The sequence below is a fragment of the Sphingomonas sp. CFBP 13728 genome, from assembly GCF_014841895.1.
In the GTDB taxonomy this organism is placed as follows: domain Bacteria; phylum Pseudomonadota; class Alphaproteobacteria; order Sphingomonadales; family Sphingomonadaceae; genus Sphingomonas.
In genome coordinates, this window is sequence record NZ_JACYUS010000001.1 from 505,627 (window position 1) to 521,633 (window position 16,007).

Below are 16,007 nucleotides of genomic sequence, written 5' to 3' on the forward strand. Positions count from 1 at the left end.
ATCACCACAGGAGACACGTCATGCCCGTCAAGTTCATCGGCTATATCGGTTTCAACGACGCGTCCGAAATCCACGGCGTCGGCAAGGCGCGCGGGCTCGACAAGGCCTATGTCGAGGCCGCCGCGATCGCGCAGGAAAAGGGCGGCTTCGACCGCGTCCTGATCCCGTTCGGCTCCGACAGCCCGGAAAGCCAGATCGTCGCCGCGCACGCCGCCGCGATCACGACCAAGCTCGGTTTCCTGATTGCGCACCGCCCCGGCTTCACCCAGCCGACGCTCGCCGCGCGCCAGCTGGCGACGCTCGACCAGCTCTCGGGCGGGCGTGTCGCGGTGCACATCATCACCGGCGGCGCGGACAGCGAGATGGCGCGCGACGGCGATCATTCGGTGAAGGACGATCGCTACGCGCGCACCGACGAATATCTGGAGATCCTGAAGCAGGAATGGTCGTCGGCCACGCCGTTCGACCATGACGGGCGCTTCTACAACGTCCGCCAGGCGTTCAGCCAGATCAAGCCGGCCAATCTACCCGTGTTCTTCGGCGGATCGTCACCCGCTGCGATCGACGTCGCCGGGCGCCACGCCGATGTCTACGCATTGTGGGGCGAGACGCAGGCGCAGGTCCGCGAGGCGGTCGGCACGATCCGCCACGCCGCCGCACGCTATGGCCGCAGCCCCGGCTTCTCGCTGTCGCTGCGCCCGGTGATCGCCGATACCGAAGAAGCGGCATGGAAAAAGGCCGACCAGATCGTCGAGAAGGTCCGTGACCTCCGCGTCTCGGCTGGTGCGGCGACCAGCGGCCACGCACCACCGAACGCCGGTTCGCAACGCCTGCTCGAGACGGCGAGCCAGGGCTACCGCGTCGACAAGCGGCTGTGGACCGGGGTGGCGGCACTAGGCGGTGCACAGGGCAATTCGACCGGGCTGGTCGGGACGCCCGAACAGGTTGCGGACGCGATGCTCGATTATTACGACCTCGGCATCGACCATTTCCTGATCCGCGGCTTCGAGCCGTTGCAGGACGCGATCGACTATGGCCGCGACCTGCTGCCGGTCGTCCACGAACTGATCGCCGCGCGTGATGCCGAACCCAGGCGAGCGGTCGGATGAAACGGGGCGTCATCTAGGGGCATATCAAGACGGGCGTATCGCCGGGTTTCGCCAAATGTTCCCGGCCATTCATCGCCCGATCGGGTTCTCGAACTGCAACTCTGCGACGACCGGGAAATGGTCCGATGCATACAGGCCGCCAATGTGGTCGGTACGCACCTCCGCGCGGGTCGGCCTGAAGCCGCGAACAAAGACGTAGTCGATACGTCGATCGGGACTCCCGGTGAAATCGTGGAAAGTACGGTCTGGGCCGCGGCGTACGGGCGCCGCGGTCCAGGCGTCGGTCAGACGGCCTGCAAGCAGGCGATAAGCGTCGCTTTCGGGGGTAGCATTCATGTCGCCGGTCAGCACGATCGGCAGGTTGCCGGCGGTCGATGCCAACCGTTCCAGCAACAGCGTCGCGGATTTCGTCCGCGCGACGTCGTCCTCGTCGCGGTGCGCGAAATGCGTGTCGAACAGTACGAAGCGACGTCGCACCGGGCCGTGGGTCTCGAACACGCCCCAGTTGACCATCCGCGGCAGGGTCACGCCCCACGCCATGCTGCCGATTGCCGCAGGGGTGTCGGACAGCCAGTAATCGCCGTGCCGAACCAGCCGAAGGCGATCGCGCCGATAGAAGATCCCCATATGCTCGTCGTCATGGCCACCCCGCCGGTCACGACCGAACCACGCATAGCCGGGCAGTGCGCGAACGATGTCGTTACCCTGGGCGGCAAACAGTTCCTGCGTGCCGATCACATCCGGGTTCGCCGCGGCGATCGTCCGCACGAACAGCGCGCGGCGCTTTGCCCAGACGTTCGAACCGTCGTCCGGATTTGGATAGCGGACGTTGAAGGTCATCACCCGCAAACCCGGATCGGGCGTCCGCGCGAAAACGGGGCTGGCCAGGACGAGGGACAACAGCGCGATCAGACGCAGGACTATCAAGGGCATGACGTAAATCTCGAAGCAAGGACGTGCTCGCCGAAACGGCGTTGCGACAGCATATTATCGGCCGATCATTGCGTGGCGATGACGGACTCCGCGCCGACCCCGCCGGCGAAAATTTCGCCCGATGTCCGACCGTCTCCAAACCGCGACAACTTTTGCACGCGCCGTCATATTCGCACGCAAACGCGGCGGAGTGTCACAAAATCGTATCGAACCGGCCCTAACGCACCCCTCGAACGGGCGGCTCTGCCCATAACGACCATCCCAGGGGGGACCCATGAATTCGACCTACACGTTGCCGGTACGCCGGCAGCGATCGCGCGCGCTTGCCCTGCTCGCCCACGCCGCGCCGGGTGCGCTCGCGGCCGCGATCCTGTGCCTGCCTGCCAGCGCTGCGTTCGCGCAGACCGTGCCGGCAGAGGCTGCTGCGACCGATCAGATCCCCGCCGAAACCGCCAGCGAAGCGCTCACCGGCGATATCGTCGTCAACGGCCGTCGCCAGCAGAACGCACTGGCGGAGGAGCATGACGCGGTCGGCGTGATCGACATCGTCACCACCGGCGACGTCGCGATCCATTCGCAGACCGGGATCGCCGATCTCGCCAAGACGCTGCCGGGGATTTCGGTCAGCCGCGACCAGGGGCGCAACCAGAGCGCTACCGGCGAGGCGCAATACGTCTCGATCCGCGGGTTCGACACCAGCTACAACGCGTACACGCTCGACGGCCTGCGCCTGCCGCAGGTCGCGGGCAACTCGCGCGCGATCTCGCTCAACCTGTTCTCGCCGTTCGCGGTCGGCGCGATCGCAGTCGACAAGACGCCGGGCGCCGCCAAGGATTCGGACTCGATCGCAGGTATCGTCGACCTGCGCACGCCGACCGCGTTCGACTTCTCGACCGACTTCACCCGCGCCCGCGTGCTGGCCCAAGGCGCGCAACTCGCGCTCGATCGCAAGCAGAAGGGCTTTGGCGGCGCGGTCGGCATCGATGCGGCCCGCCGGTTCGGCAGCGACCGCCAGTTCGGCGTCTATGTCGCGGGCTATTACGAAGAACGCGCCAACGCCGCCGAATCCACCGCAGTCCAGAACGACTACAAGACGACCAACTTCAACGTCGGCACTGCTCGCGCCAATGGCGATGCGCTGTCGGCAGACGGCGTCCAGTGGAATTTCTACGACAACGAGATCAAGCGGTACGGCGCGTCAGGCTCGCTCGATTTCCACAGCGACCCCGTCGAGCTGTTCGCCCGCGTCAACTATGCGACCTATCTGAACACCAACACGATGAACCAGACCGGTCTGCGCAACGAACTCACGCGCGGCCAGACCAACAGCAACCCGGTCCGTACGCTGACCGGCGGTGGGACGACGCAGGCGTACAACGCCGCCGGGATCTACACCCCGCTCGGCATCAACCCGGCCAGCTACTTCCGCACGGAGGACGTCGAGCAGGAACTGTTCTCGGCGCAAGTCGGCGGCAAGGCGCATTGGAACGGCTTCACCGCGTCGCTCGAGGGTGCCTATGCGGATGGCCGGTTCGACCAGCCGCAGCGGATCGAGGCAGCGTTCCGCGGCGTCGCCTACAACGGCGCGGCGACGAATACCGGTCTGTCGAGCGAAGGCGTGGTCGTCGACCTGTCCAACCCACGTTCGCCGCGCCCGGTGCTGTCGTCGGGCGCCAGCGCCTATGTCGGCTCGCTCGACCGGCCGACACAGCTCTACGTCCAGCAAGGCTATGACTATCTGTCGGAGGTCAAGAAGACCGTGAAGGGCAGCGTGGGCTGGGAAGGTACGGGGGTCCTCGCGAGCATCGCGGTCGGCGGATTGTACGAGGATTCGGATCGCGATGGCCGTTCGCTGTCGCCCGACGTCACGCGTTATCGGTTCCTGACGCCGTTGCAGGCGGGCACCGTGCAGGGGCCGACGATCAACCAGTATCTCGGCTATGTCCTCAAGGACTTCCTCGATTATTATCCCTCTCGCGGGATCAAGGTCCTGGAGCGCAGCCAGCTCGATTCTCAGGTCAGCCAATATATGAACCTGGCGACCGTGTCTCAGCAGGTGATCAACCAGGGGCTGTTGAAGGCGAACGAAAAGCGCAAGGCGGTGTACGGCACCGCGACGCTCAAGCTGGGGACGCTCGAAGTCGTGCCGGGTGTCCGCTATGAGGACAACAGCTTCGATGCACGCTACTTCTCCGCGAATGCGAACGGCATCGGCGGCAGCTTCGTCAATGCCGGCCGCAATTACGACCATCTCGATCCCAGCGTGCTGGCGGCATGGAAGCCCGACGACCGGTTCGTCGTGCGCGGGGCGATCCGATCGAGCTACGCCCGCCCGGGGTTCGATCAGATCGCCGGACCGACCCGCCGGAGCGATGCGGACTCGAACGGCGTGATCACCGTCACTCGGCCGAATCCAGACCTGAAACCGGTCGAGGCTTGGAGCTATGACGCTGGCGTCGAATATTATGGCGGCGTCGGCCGCTACCTTCAGGTCGCGCTGTACTACAAGGATCTGAAGAACATCCTCGTGCCGACCGGCACGCGGTCGCTGAGCGAAACGGTGGGCAATGTCGTCACCATCCAGCCAGTCAATGGTCGCGGCGGCAACGCCAAGGGAGTCGAGGCGTCGGGGCGTTTCACCATCGGCGACATGGTCGGCTCGACTTTTCTCGGCAATTTCGGCGTCGGCGGCAACATCACCTATCAGCGCACCGAGGCGAACTACCAGATCTCGGCAACCGACATCCGTCGCTCCAGCCTGCCGCAGGCACCGGACCTGATCTACAATGCCGAGGTCTTCTACGCCGACGGCAAGGTTCGCACCAACCTGTCGTACAACCATACCGGCCGCTTTCTCTCGAACGTGCAGGACAGCCAGCCCGACATCTACGTCCAGCCGGTCGGCGAACTGAACTTCGGCTTGGCGTTCGCCGCCACCGACAACCTCGAAATCGGCGTGGCGGCGCGCAACCTGCTCGACCAGCACACCTATTGGGCGACGGTCGGCAAGTCGGAGCGGTACATTTCGAACGATCGCAACGGCGGGTACATGAAGACCGGCCGCGTGTTCCAGTTCAGCCTGACGATGAAGATGTAGTCCGACCGCTTGCCGCCGGTGATTTGCGTGACCGGCGGCACCCTTTCCCTGAATACAGCAGGTCCCCCGATGCGCCCTCTCCGACTTCTCTCGACCATGCTCGGTGCCGCCGTCCTGACGGGCCTGCCAATGACGGCATCCGCGCGTCCGGCTCCGAACCGGCTGGACCTCGAACGCGTCGTGATCGTGATGCGTCACGGCGTCCGCGCGCCCTTGTCCGGAGAAGTCCCGGCCAACACCAGGACCGCGCGGCGCTGGCCGAAATGGTCGGTTCCCGAAGGTCATCTGACCCCGCACGGCGCAGCGGCGATGCGGTTGCTCGCGCGCTACGATCGGCGCTGGCTCGCGCCGCTCGGCATCGCCCGCTGCCCCGCTGCCAGTGCCGTCCGGATCTGGACCAATACCGCCGAACGCACGATCGCCAGCGGCAAGGCCTATGCCGAGGGATTTGCGCCGGGTTGCACGATGTCGGTTGGCTACCTCGCCGAAGACCGCACGGATCCGATTTTCGAACCATTGCGCGCGGCCGCCACCGCGTTCGACCCGAAACAGGCGATCGCATCGATCGACCACGTTACCGGCGGGATGGACGCCCTCGTCGCGCGCCACCGGCCGACCATCGCCTTGCTGGAGCGTGTACTCGGCTGCGGCGGCGGCGGCGCATGCAGCCCTGCGGGACCGGCGACTCTCACCCCGTCCGCCGATGGCCACGGCATCGATCTCACCGGGCCGATCCGTGATACCTCGGGCATTGCGCAGGTCCTGTTGCTCCAGGAGGCAGAGGGCATGTCCCGCGCAGATGTTGGTTGGGGCCGCGCCGATCCCGCGACGATCGCACGCCTGGGCGCGCTCCATGCCGCGCTGTTCGACGTGTTCACGCGCGCGCCCTACATGGCGGCGCATCAGGCTGCGGTACTCGGCCACCGGATCCTCGACAGGCTCACCGCGCCCGACGCGCCACGGCTCGACATACTGGTCGGCCACGATACCAATGTCACCGCGCTCGCCGCAGCGTTGCATGTCGATCTCGATGCGCCAGGCTTTGCCCGAAACGACGTCGCGCCGGGCGGTGCCATCGTCATCGAACGGTTGCGCGACCGGCGTTCCGGAGCGCGCTTCGTCCGGCTGTTCTACCGTGCGCAACCCCTCGCCGCGATCCGCGCGCTACGCCCCGATGTCGTGGCGACACCGATCGCGATCCCGAACTGCGCGGCACCGTGCCCGCTGAACCAGTTTGTCGATCTCCTCGGGTCGCGGATCGCGGCCCCCTCCACCCGGTGATGCCGGTCCGGCTCGTCGTCAGGACGGCGGGAGAGCATTCCGATTGGGCACCGCTTCTCCCGCCAGGTTCGCCACGAAGAACCCGAACTGCCGCCGCGCGACATAGTCGATCGGTCCGGTCGAGCGCCCGACGCTGTGCTCGCCACCCGGCACCACCAGCAGGTCGAAATCCTTGTCCGCGCGGATCAAGGCGTCGGCGACCTGCATCGTCGAGGCGGGGTCGACGTTGCTGTCCTGCTCGCCGACGATCATCAGCAGCTTGCCGGTCAGTTGCGCGGCATGATCGACGCCCGATGCGGCGGCATAGCTCGCATCCACCGGCCAGCCGAGCCACTGTTCGTTCCAGCTGATCTTGTCCATCCGGTTGTCGTAGCAGCCGGCATAGGCCACCCCGACCTTGTAGAAATCGCCGTGGAACAGCAGCGCGTTCAGCGTACTCTGCCCGCCCGCCGACGCGCCATAGATGCCGACCCGGCCGATATCGTAGGACGGGTCCTTCGCCGCCATCGCGCGGTGCCAGAGGATACGATCGGGAAAGCCCGAGTCCGCGAGGTTCTTCCACGCCACGTCCTGAAACGCCTTCGAGCGGTTGGCGGTCCCCATCCCGTCGATCTGCACGACGATAAAGCCGAGGTCTGCCTGCTCCTGCATGCCGATGACCTTGTCGCCGCCGGAATGAAAGCCGAACGGCCAATATTGCTTGGGCACGAAGCTGTCGTGCGGCCCCGCATAGATGTTCTCAATTACCGGGTATTTCTTGCGTGGATCGTAATCGCGCGGCCGGACAACGACGCCCCATATGTCGGTCCTGCCGTCACGACCCTTCGCGACGAACACCTCGGGCGGCCGAAACCCCGTCGCGCGCAACGCGCTGTCGCCTCCCTTGGTGATCGTCGCGACCAGCGCGCCGTCGCTCGACCGGTGTAGTTCGCTGACCGTAGGCAGGTCGACGCGCGAATAGGTGTCGACATACAGCGACCCATCGGGCGAGAACCGCACGTCGTGATCCGCCTTGGCCGGCGTCAGCGCGGTCAGGTGGCGGCCGTCGAAATCGATCCGGTAGACGTGGCGAAAATACGGGTCCTCACCCGCGTTCATCCCGCTCGCCGCAAACACGATCTGGCGCTTGGCGTCGTCGACAGCGACCACGTCGCGCACCACCCAGTCCCCAGTCGTGATCCGGTTCTTCACCTTCCCGGTGCGACCGTCGATCAGGTACAGATGGTTCCAGCCATCGCGCTCCGACGCCCAGACGATCTCGGCGCCGAGACCGTTGACCTCATGCGCATAGCGGCGGTCGGCGAACACGAAGGTCTTCGCATCCTCGGTCACCGCCGCGTGCGCAACGCCGGTTTCTGCATCGACCGCGACGATCCGCGCCTGCCCGAACCCGCGCCGGACATAGTCGAACGCGACGCTCCACCCGTCGTTGCGCCAGCGTGGCGCGGAGAGTTCGTACGCGTTGGGGAACAGTGCGTCGTCGATCACCGTCTGGCGCCGCGTGGCGACATCGAACAGCACTGGTCGTTCCTGATCGATCGCGTCGCCGGGCTTGGGGTATAACTGGCTCCGAAGCTTCGGCTGAAGCTGGTCGCGCGGCGACGATTCCACGCGCAAGACCCGCCGCTGATATCCCGGCCGGACGCGGTAGATCATGATGTGCCGGCTATCGGGCGACCAGCGCAACGTCTCGGGGTCGTAGAAGTCGCCTGCCGTCCCGTCGACGCTCAGCGGAACGATAGTCGCATTGCCGGTCTTGCGCACGACGAGGTTGTCGCCCTGGACGAACGCGGTCCATTTGCCGTCCGGCGAAACCTTGGGACTGTTCTCGGCCGGCACCGCCATATCGCGCACCACGCCAAAGCCGCGCGGGCGGGTGCGATCGACGACCGCCTCGCACTGGTAGACAACGATCCCGCACTGCCACCGCGTCTCGTCCAGCGAGAACGCGATCTCCTTGCCATCGTCGGCATAGTCGAACTCGGCGAAAGGCAGGTGCATCGCATCGACCGCCTCGTGTCGCGCATCGCCCAGCGCCGCCGCAAGCTTGGCCGTATCGAACGCGGGCGACTTGGCGAGCGTCTTCGCGTCCACCGTCTCGAACGCGAACCCGCCCGCCACCGTCTTGCGATAGGAAAAGCGCCGCCCGTCCGGCGTCCAGTGCGCGGGCCACGCGACCTCGCGCGTCAAGTCCTGCCACGCCCGCCGCAAGCCGATCGAGCGCCGAAACGCCGCCTCGTCTGGCGCCGCTTCCGCCGCCACCGAAGCGCACAGCAACACCAGCGCAAGCGCCCGCGACGAACGACGTACCAGCATCAGATTTCCTTGGTCATGCCGATCAACGGCAGCATCGCAGGCGCCAACCCGTCACCGCGTGCTTCGAGCCGGATCGGCCCGCCCGTCGCGCCCGCCTGAACCAGCGCCATGCACAGCCCGTTAAACGCCGAGCGCGACGTCGCATGATCGGGCTCCAGACTCCGCGGATCGCCATTACCGACCCCCAGCAACCTGGCATCGCCCGACAGCGCGAACGTCACGCGATCGGATGCAGTCGCCACCTCGCGCCGTTTCGAATCGAGGATCGCGACGCGAACTACGGCAACCTCGCCCGGCGCCAGTTGCCGTCGGTCGCTCGATAGGCCGATCCGCGCCGGCGCGCCGGTCGTCTTGCGTACCGCGTGCATCACGCGCTTGCCGCCACGATATCCGTGCGCCTCGATCCGCCCCGGCGCGTACGCCACCTGCCATTCGAGATGCGTGTTCTTCACCACCGCCTGCCGCCCGAGACTGCGCCCGTTCAGAACCAGCTCGACCACCTCGCAGTTGCTGTGCCCCCATACCGACACCGGCTGGCCCTCGCGCCCCGCCCAATTCCAGTGCGGGAACAGGTGCAGCACCGGCTCCCCACTCCACCACGCGCGATAGTAATGATAATTGTCCTTGGGGAAGCCGCACAGGTCCATCTGGCCGAAGTTCGAGACATTCTCCGGCCAGCGCTCGAACGGGGTCGGCTCGCCACGATAGTCGAACCCGGTCCACACGAACCCGCCGCTCAGAAACGGGCGCGCGTCGTAGAAACTCCACCATTTTTCCGCAGTCGTCGCCCATTTGGGGAATTCGCGGTCGTACGCGGGTACGAAGCCAGCCTTGTCGTCGCGCGCATATTCGCCGCGGGTCATTACCGTGCTGCCCGTCTCGGTGCCGATCATCGGCATGTCGGGGTGCGCGGCATGATACGGATCGATCGCGTCGAGGTAGTAATTGCACCCCATCACGTCGAGCACGCGGGACGCGCCCTCCCCGAACTTGCCGTTGAACGCCTCCGTCACCGGCCGCGTCCCATCAAGTTCGTAGACCTTCCGCTTCATCGTCTCCGCGATCCGCGCGCCGGTTTCGGTGCCGCGGTGGATCTCCTCGTTGCCGATGCTCCACAGGATGATGCTCGGATGATTGCGGCCCTGCCGTACCATCCGTTCGAGCTGCCCCAGCCCCTCGGCATTGCTCGACATCTGCCGCGTCTCGTCGATCATCAGCAGGCCCATCCGGTCGCACGCGTCGAGGATCGCGGGCGACGGCGAATGATGCGTCGAGCGATACGCGTTGCTGCCCATCGCCTTCAATTGCTCGAGCCGCCAGATGTGCAGGCTGTCGGGCACCGCAAAGCCGACGCCGGCGTGATCCTGATGGTTGCAGGTGCCCTTGATCTTGACCGGTTTGCCGTTGAGGAAGAACCCGAGCGTTGCGTCGAAGCGGATAGTGCGGATGCCGAATGTGCACGTGTCGCGGTCCACCACCACGCCATCGACAAGAATCTCACTGACCAGAGTGTAGAGGTGAGGCGTCTCCAGCGACCAAAGCGCGGGCGCAGCAATGCGCGTTTCCTGCGCCGCAATCGCCTTCCCCCAAGCCGGCAAGTCCAGCGGGTCAAACAGCACCGCGACCGTCTTCCCGTCCGGCCCGACCACCGTGGACCGCACGCGCGCACTGGCAGCGGGACCGTCATTTTCGATCTCGGTCGAGACCCGCACGATCGCGCCATCCGAGCCGACCGAGCACCGTACGGTCGCCCCCCATCGCCGGACATGCACAGGCGCGGTCTTCACCAGCCGCACGTCGCGGTAGAGCCCCGCGCCTTCATACGACCACGCTTCGCCCAGGCTGACGTCGCAGCGGATGACGAGCACATTGTCCTCGCCCGGCTTGGCGAAGTCGGTGACGTCGATCTCGAACGGCGCATAACCGCTCTCGTTCGATCCCACGACGAAACCATTGAGGATCACGATGCAGTCGCGCGCCACCCCGTCGAACTGGAGCAGCAACCGCCGCCCCGCGTCCGCCTTGGCCAGCGTGAGCACGCGGCGATACCAGCCGACACTGGTCGCCGGCCACATCCGCCCGACCGGCTTGAACCCCTGGAACGATCCGGTGCGGTCCGCCTCGCTCCCCGCCGGCCCGAACCGTTCGAACGGCAGGTCGACCGCCCAGTCGTGCGGCAACGCCACCGCCGTCCATGCGCTATCGTCGAACTTGGGCTCGGCGACCGGCGTGCCGACATCGCCCGACTTGCCATAGGTGTCGTGCGAGCGACCGAAGCCGAAATCCTTCGCCGGATCGCTCGCATGGCCGAGATGGAACCGCCACCCGGTCCCGAGCGACACGATCTCGCGCGGATTTTCCGGTCGCGCCGTTTCCGCCGCACCGATCGCCCCTGCGGGAACGATGGCGGCGAGTGCGGACACGCCGCCCGTCTTCAAAACGTCGCGGCGGCCGAAACGCGTCATATCGTCATCCCAATCCGCGTCAGAAGTTCACCGTGGCGCCGACGAACATCGTCCGCCCGAGCGTATCGTACACCCCGGGATAGGTGTTGCCATTGCCGAACGACGACAGGATGCCGGAGGCGATCGCCGGCGGGTCCTTGTCGAACAGGTTGTTGACGCCCGCCCGCAGTTGGAGCCCCTCCCCGACCGCGACGGTGCCCGCGAGATCGATGTAGTCGTATGCCGAGATCTTCCGGTTGATGTTGCTCTTCGCATTCTGGTCCAAGAAGCTGTTGTCCGCCAACGACGACAACTTGACCGAGTCGGTATGGCGCCAGGCAACCGACACCGAAGCACCCTGCGGGATCTGCCACGTCGCCCGCATCGCATGCCGCCATGTCGGGTTGGGCTGGGCGCAGGTATAGCCGTACAGCCCCTTGCAATCGAAGCTGCCGAGACCGGCCAGCGGTTCGGAGACCTGCTCGATCAGGCGCGTGCCGACCAGGTTCACGTTGAGCTTGCCGAGCGCGCCGATCCCAAACGTGTAATCTGCGGTGATGTCGACCCCGGAGGTCGTCAGCGATCCGGTATTGTACGTCGTCGAGACGATGTAGCCGTTGGTACCGAAGATCGCGCCCGAGCGTGGATCGCGGGTGAACAACCCGCAATAGAATGGGTCGCCGCCCGCGACGCACTGGCTGATCGCCAGCGAAGGATCGACCGAGCTGATATAATCCTTCACCTTGATGTGGAAATAGTCGACCGTCAGCGTGAAGTTGCGCACCATCCGCGGCGTCAGCACGATGCCCGCCGTATAGGTATCCGCCTTTTCCGGTTTTAACGCGGTGTTGCCGCCGAACTGTGCCGAACAGGTATCCGACGGGCATTCGATGATGCTGCCATATTGCGACTGTGTCACGCCGGTCAGGCGGCAGACGTCGAACGATACGGTCGGCGAGGCGCCCGAGCACGGATCCTGTGCGGCGACGTTGCCAATCGACCGCGATCCGAACAGTTCGGCGATGTTGGGTGCACGGATCGCGCGGTTGTAGCTGAAGCGAAGACGCGCATCCCGCGACGGTGCCCAGCTTGCCTCCCCCTTGTAGGTCCAGACGTTGTACTTCGACTTCAGGTCGGTCGATTGCTGGTCGTTGCGATACGCCGAATAACGAAGTCCGCCGTTGATCGTCAGCGCATGCGCGAACGGCAGGTCCTGCAGGATCGGGATTTCGATCTCGCCATACGCTTCGTTGACGGTGATGCGCCCGTCCGAGTCGGTCACGCCGCCCTGTTCGGCGACCGCATCCGCCGTAAAGTTCAGCGTCTCGCGGCGACGTTCCGCGCCCAGCGCGATGTTGACGCCGCGCTTGGCCCAGGGGCTGGTGATGCCGAACGTGCCAAGGTCGCCGTTGACGTTCGCGGAGATCACCGTGAGCGCATTGCGCGACGCGGTGTTGCTCTCCGAGAACAGATAGGCGGCCTGCGTGTCGGTGATCGCGTTGGGCTGGAAGACGTTGACCGGGATGCAGGCGGGATCGCTGCCGTCGATCACCGAACGGCAGGTCGGCACACCGTTGACGTTGACCACGTCGAGCGCACGCTGCGCCTTCACATTGTCAACGTTGTTCATGTACGTCTCGTTGAACTTCACCAGCGAATGCAGATAGTTCACGTCGTACTGGAAACCGTGGCCGAGATCGCCGCGCACGCCGGCGGAATAGCGGTAATCCTGATGGCGAAGATCGTCGCGGCGTGACTGGCCGTCACCGAGGCGGTAGCCGATCAGCGTATCCTGCGTCGCCGCGGTGCCGGCGGTCGGTCCGCATAGCGACTGTTGCTGGGCGGTGCTCATCAGCGGATTGTTGCACGGTACGGTGAAGCTCGTTCCCAGGAACAGCGCGGATGGCGCAACCTGCGAGAAGGTGTGATCCTTCATGTACATGAAGCTGCCATAGACCTCGGCGATCGGCGCGATCTCGAACTTGGCGAACCCGCCGCCGATGTAGCGGTCGTCGGAGCGCTGGAGGTAGTTGGTCGGCGAGTAATTGTACGCGTAGGCCGAGGTGTAGGGCACCCAGGTCCGCGTGCCGTCGATGTTGTTGGTCAGCGTCTTGCCGGCATTGGGCCCGCCGAGCGGGGCGAACGTGCCGTAGGGCGAGTTGCTCGATCCGCCACACACCAGCCCCGTGCCGGCATCGTCTGCCTGGTTCAGCGCGCACGCCGAAACGTCGCGGTTCGCCTGCAACACCGGATCGGTGTGGCGATACCCGCCATAGACGGTGATGTTGCCACGGCCATCGGCGAAGTTCTTGCCGTACGCCGCGTTGATGTCCTGCTTGCCGCCATCGGCGACGCGGTGTGGCGCGTTGGCATAGCCGCGCGTCGTGATGATATCGCGCACCGCGCTGTTGTCGTTGGTGTGAACGCCGAGCCCGGACTGCCCATCGATCCGCAACCCGTCGAGATGATCCTTCAGCACGAAGTTCACCACGCCCGCCACCGCGTCGGACCCGTACACCGCGGACGCGCCGCCGGTCACCACGTCGACCCGGTCGATCAGCGTCGACGGCACGAAGTTCAGATCCATCGCCTGCTGGGGCAGCAACCGCTGGCCGTTGAGCAGGACCAGAGTCCGGTTCGGCCCCAGGCTGCGGAGGTTGATGTTGGCCGTACCGTCAGACCCGTTCGAGACGTTCTCGTTCGCATCGGCCTTGAACTGCGGCAGCCGGTTCAGCACGCTCTCGACGTTCACCGCGCCCTGATATTTGATTTCCTGATCCGTCACCGACGTGATCGGGCTGTTGCTCGCAAGGTCAGGGCGCCGGATGCGCGTCCCCGTCACGACGATCGAATCTTCGCCGGCCTCGTTCGTCGCGGTCGTGCCCGGCTGGGGGACGGGCGCAACCTGCGCGTAGGCGCTGGACGAAAGAAGCATCGCCACGACCGTACCGATGCTCGAACGATTACCGCGCAGACTGGCGAAAGATTTCATGAATGCCCCGTTTCCTGATGTGTTGGGAACAATTCATCACGCCCTCACGACATTGTCAAATATAATATACGATATCCTATATCCGATGAACGGTGTTCCCGAAGCGACGAGATACCTATTGGAAGCGGTACTTGCCGGGGTGACTGCTGAGCCCACGAGGCTGGAAGTTCTCCTGACAGCCATCGGCGAACCCGCCGACTCACCAACGAATCCGCGCTCGGCACCACCTCCAAGCGAACACGAACGAAAAAGGCCGCGCCCACCTCTCGGTAGACGCGGCCTTCCCGGCAACGATCGCGACAGCGATCGTGGCGGCTATCTTAGTAGCGGTAATGGTCGGGCTTGAACGGACCTTCGACCGGAACGCCGATGTAACCGGCCTGCTTGTCCGAAAGCTTCGACAGCTTCACGCCGAGCTTCTCGAGGTGGAGCATCGCGACCTTCTCGTCGAGGTGCTTCGGCAGGACGTAGACTTCGTTCTTGTAGTTCTCGCCCTTGGTCCAGAGCTCGATCTGCGCGAGCGTCTGGTTGGTGAACGAGGCCGACATCACGAACGACGGGTGGCCGGTGGCGCAACCGAGGTTCACCAGGCGACCCTTCGCCAGGATGATGATCTGCTTGCCGTCCGGGAACTTCACCAGGTCGGTGCCGGGCTTCACTTCGGTCCAGTCGTAGTTCGACAGCGCGGCGATCTGGATCTCCGAGTCGAAGTGGCCGATGTTGCAGACGATCGACATCGGCTTCATCGCCTTCATGTGATCGGCGGTGATGACGTCGGCGTTGCCGGTCGCGGTCACGAAGATGTCAGCGCGGGTCACGGCCTCTTCCATCGTCACGACTTCGAAGCCCTCCATCGCCGCCTGCAGTGCGCAGATCGGATCGACTTCGGTGACCATCACGCGCGCGCCGCCGTTGCGGAGCGACTGGGCCGAGCCCTTGCCGACGTCACCGAAACCGGCGACCGCGGCGACCTTGCCGGCGAGCATGACGTCGGTCGCGCGACGGATCGCGTCGACCAGCGACTCCTTGCAGCCGTAAAGGTTGTCGAACTTCGACTTGGTGACCGAGTCGTTGACGTTGATCGCCGGGAACGGCAGCTCGCCCTTCTTGGCGATCTCGTACAGGCGGTGGACGCCGGTGGTGGTCTCTTCCGAAACACCCTTCAGGTTCTTGACGGTCTCGGTGAGGTAGCCGGGGTTCTTCGCGACGTACGCCTTAAGCGCACGCTGCATCTCGACCTCTTCCTCGTTCTCGGGCTCGGGCATCGTGTGACCGGCTTCGAGCTTGGCGCCCCAGAGCGCGAACATCGTCGCGTCGCCGCCGTCATCGAGGATGATGTTGGCGGTCTGGCCCTCGACGTCGCGATCCCACTGGAAGATGTCGCCGACATAGTTCCAGTAATCGGCAAGCGTCTCGCCCTTGATCGCGAACACCGGCACACCGGTCGCGGCGATCGCGGCGGCGGCGTGATCCTGCGTCGAGAAGATGTTGCAGGTCGCCCAGCGGACGTCGGCGCCGAGCGCGGTCAGCGTCTCGATCAGCACCGCGGTCTGGATAGTCATGTGCAGCGAACCGGTGATCCGCGCGCCCTTGAGCGGCTGCGACGCGCCGAATTCGGTGCGCAGTGACATCAGGCCGGGCATTTCGGTCTCGGCGATGTTGATCTCGGCGCGGCCGAAATCGGCGAGGCTGATGTCGGCGACGACGTAGTCGGTCTTCGCGGGGGCGAGGGTGGTGGCCACGATGGGTCTCCTGGAAATTCTGTGATCGGCGAGCCTCATGCCCGTGCCGGATGCCGTGCCACTTAGGCGATCGGAGGGCTCAAATCAAATATA

General features: G+C 65.3%; 8 protein-coding genes. 3 read left to right on the plus strand and 5 right to left on the minus strand.

The window, feature by feature from the left end:
• Positions 1 to 20 precede the first annotated feature (20 nt).
• Positions 21 to 1,109 (plus strand): LLM class flavin-dependent oxidoreductase, encoded by a 1,089-nt coding sequence (locus tag IFT67_RS02075; RefSeq protein WP_192144870.1) that lies wholly within the window; start codon positions 21 to 23, stop codon positions 1,107 to 1,109.
• Positions 1,110 to 1,178: 69 nt separating this feature from the next.
• On the opposite strand, the gene IFT67_RS02080 is transcribed toward IFT67_RS02075, so the two are convergent.
• Positions 1,179 to 2,042, minus strand: coding sequence for an endonuclease/exonuclease/phosphatase family protein (locus tag IFT67_RS02080; RefSeq protein ID WP_192144871.1), 864 nt, complete (start codon positions 2,040 to 2,042; stop codon positions 1,179 to 1,181).
• 274 nt (positions 2,043 to 2,316) lie between these two features.
• On the opposite strand from IFT67_RS02080, the gene IFT67_RS02085 reads away from it, so the two are divergent.
• Together IFT67_RS02085 and IFT67_RS02090 are read left to right on the plus strand one after the other, a co-directional pair.
• Positions 2,317 to 5,139 (plus strand): TonB-dependent receptor, encoded by a 2,823-nt coding sequence (locus IFT67_RS02085; protein ID WP_192144872.1) that lies wholly within the window; start codon positions 2,317 to 2,319, stop codon positions 5,137 to 5,139.
• Positions 5,140 to 5,235: 96 nt separating this feature from the next.
• Entirely contained in the window at positions 5,236 to 6,420 is a 1,185-nt protein-coding gene (locus IFT67_RS02090; RefSeq protein ID WP_244647134.1) for a histidine-type phosphatase, read from the plus strand.
• A gap of 18 nt (positions 6,421 to 6,438) precedes the next feature.
• Here IFT67_RS02090 and IFT67_RS02095 read toward each other — a convergent pair whose 3' ends face one another.
• The 4 genes from IFT67_RS02095 to ahcY form a co-directional block, all read right to left on the minus strand.
• Entirely contained in the window at positions 6,439 to 8,736 is a 2,298-nt protein-coding gene (locus tag IFT67_RS02095; protein WP_192144873.1) for a DPP IV N-terminal domain-containing protein, read from the minus strand.
• Positions 8,736 to 11,201 carry a beta-galactosidase GalA gene (gene galA / locus IFT67_RS02100; protein ID WP_192144874.1) on the minus strand — a complete coding sequence of 822 codons (2,466 nt, stop codon included), beginning with the start codon at positions 11,199 to 11,201 and terminating at the stop codon, positions 8,736 to 8,738. The genes IFT67_RS02095 and galA overlap by 1 nt, the downstream gene beginning before the upstream one ends.
• 19 nt (positions 11,202 to 11,220) lie before the next feature.
• Entirely contained in the window at positions 11,221 to 14,172 is a 2,952-nt protein-coding gene (locus tag IFT67_RS02105; RefSeq protein ID WP_244647135.1) for a TonB-dependent receptor, read from the minus strand.
• Positions 14,173 to 14,492: 320 nt separating this feature from the next.
• The gene (ahcY, locus tag IFT67_RS02110) at positions 14,493 to 15,953 is read right to left on the minus strand and encodes an adenosylhomocysteinase (RefSeq protein WP_197982891.1); all 1,461 of its coding nucleotides are present in this window, start codon (positions 15,951 to 15,953) and stop codon (positions 14,493 to 14,495) included.
• Positions 15,954 to 16,007: the final 54 nt, after the last annotated feature.

Coding starts and splice junctions, on each gene's coding strand:
- IFT67_RS02075 (WP_192144870.1), top strand. CDS start 21: ATGCCCGTCAAGTTCATCGGCTATATCGGTTTCAACGACGCGTCCGAA.
- IFT67_RS02080 (WP_192144871.1), bottom strand. CDS start 2,042: ATGCCCTTGATAGTCCTGCGTCTGATCGCGCTGTTGTCCCTCGTCCTG.
- IFT67_RS02085 (WP_192144872.1), top strand. CDS start 2,317: ATGAATTCGACCTACACGTTGCCGGTACGCCGGCAGCGATCGCGCGCG.
- IFT67_RS02090 (WP_244647134.1), top strand. CDS start 5,236: ATGCTCGGTGCCGCCGTCCTGACGGGCCTGCCAATGACGGCATCCGCG.
- IFT67_RS02095 (WP_192144873.1), bottom strand. CDS start 8,736: ATGCTGGTACGTCGTTCGTCGCGGGCGCTTGCGCTGGTGTTGCTGTGC.
- galA (WP_192144874.1), bottom strand. CDS start 11,201: ATGACGCGTTTCGGCCGCCGCGACGTTTTGAAGACGGGCGGCGTGTCC.
- IFT67_RS02105 (WP_244647135.1), bottom strand. CDS start 14,172: ATGAAATCTTTCGCCAGTCTGCGCGGTAATCGTTCGAGCATCGGTACG.
- ahcY (WP_197982891.1), bottom strand. CDS start 15,953: ATGAGGCTCGCCGATCACAGAATTTCCAGGAGACCCATCGTGGCCACC.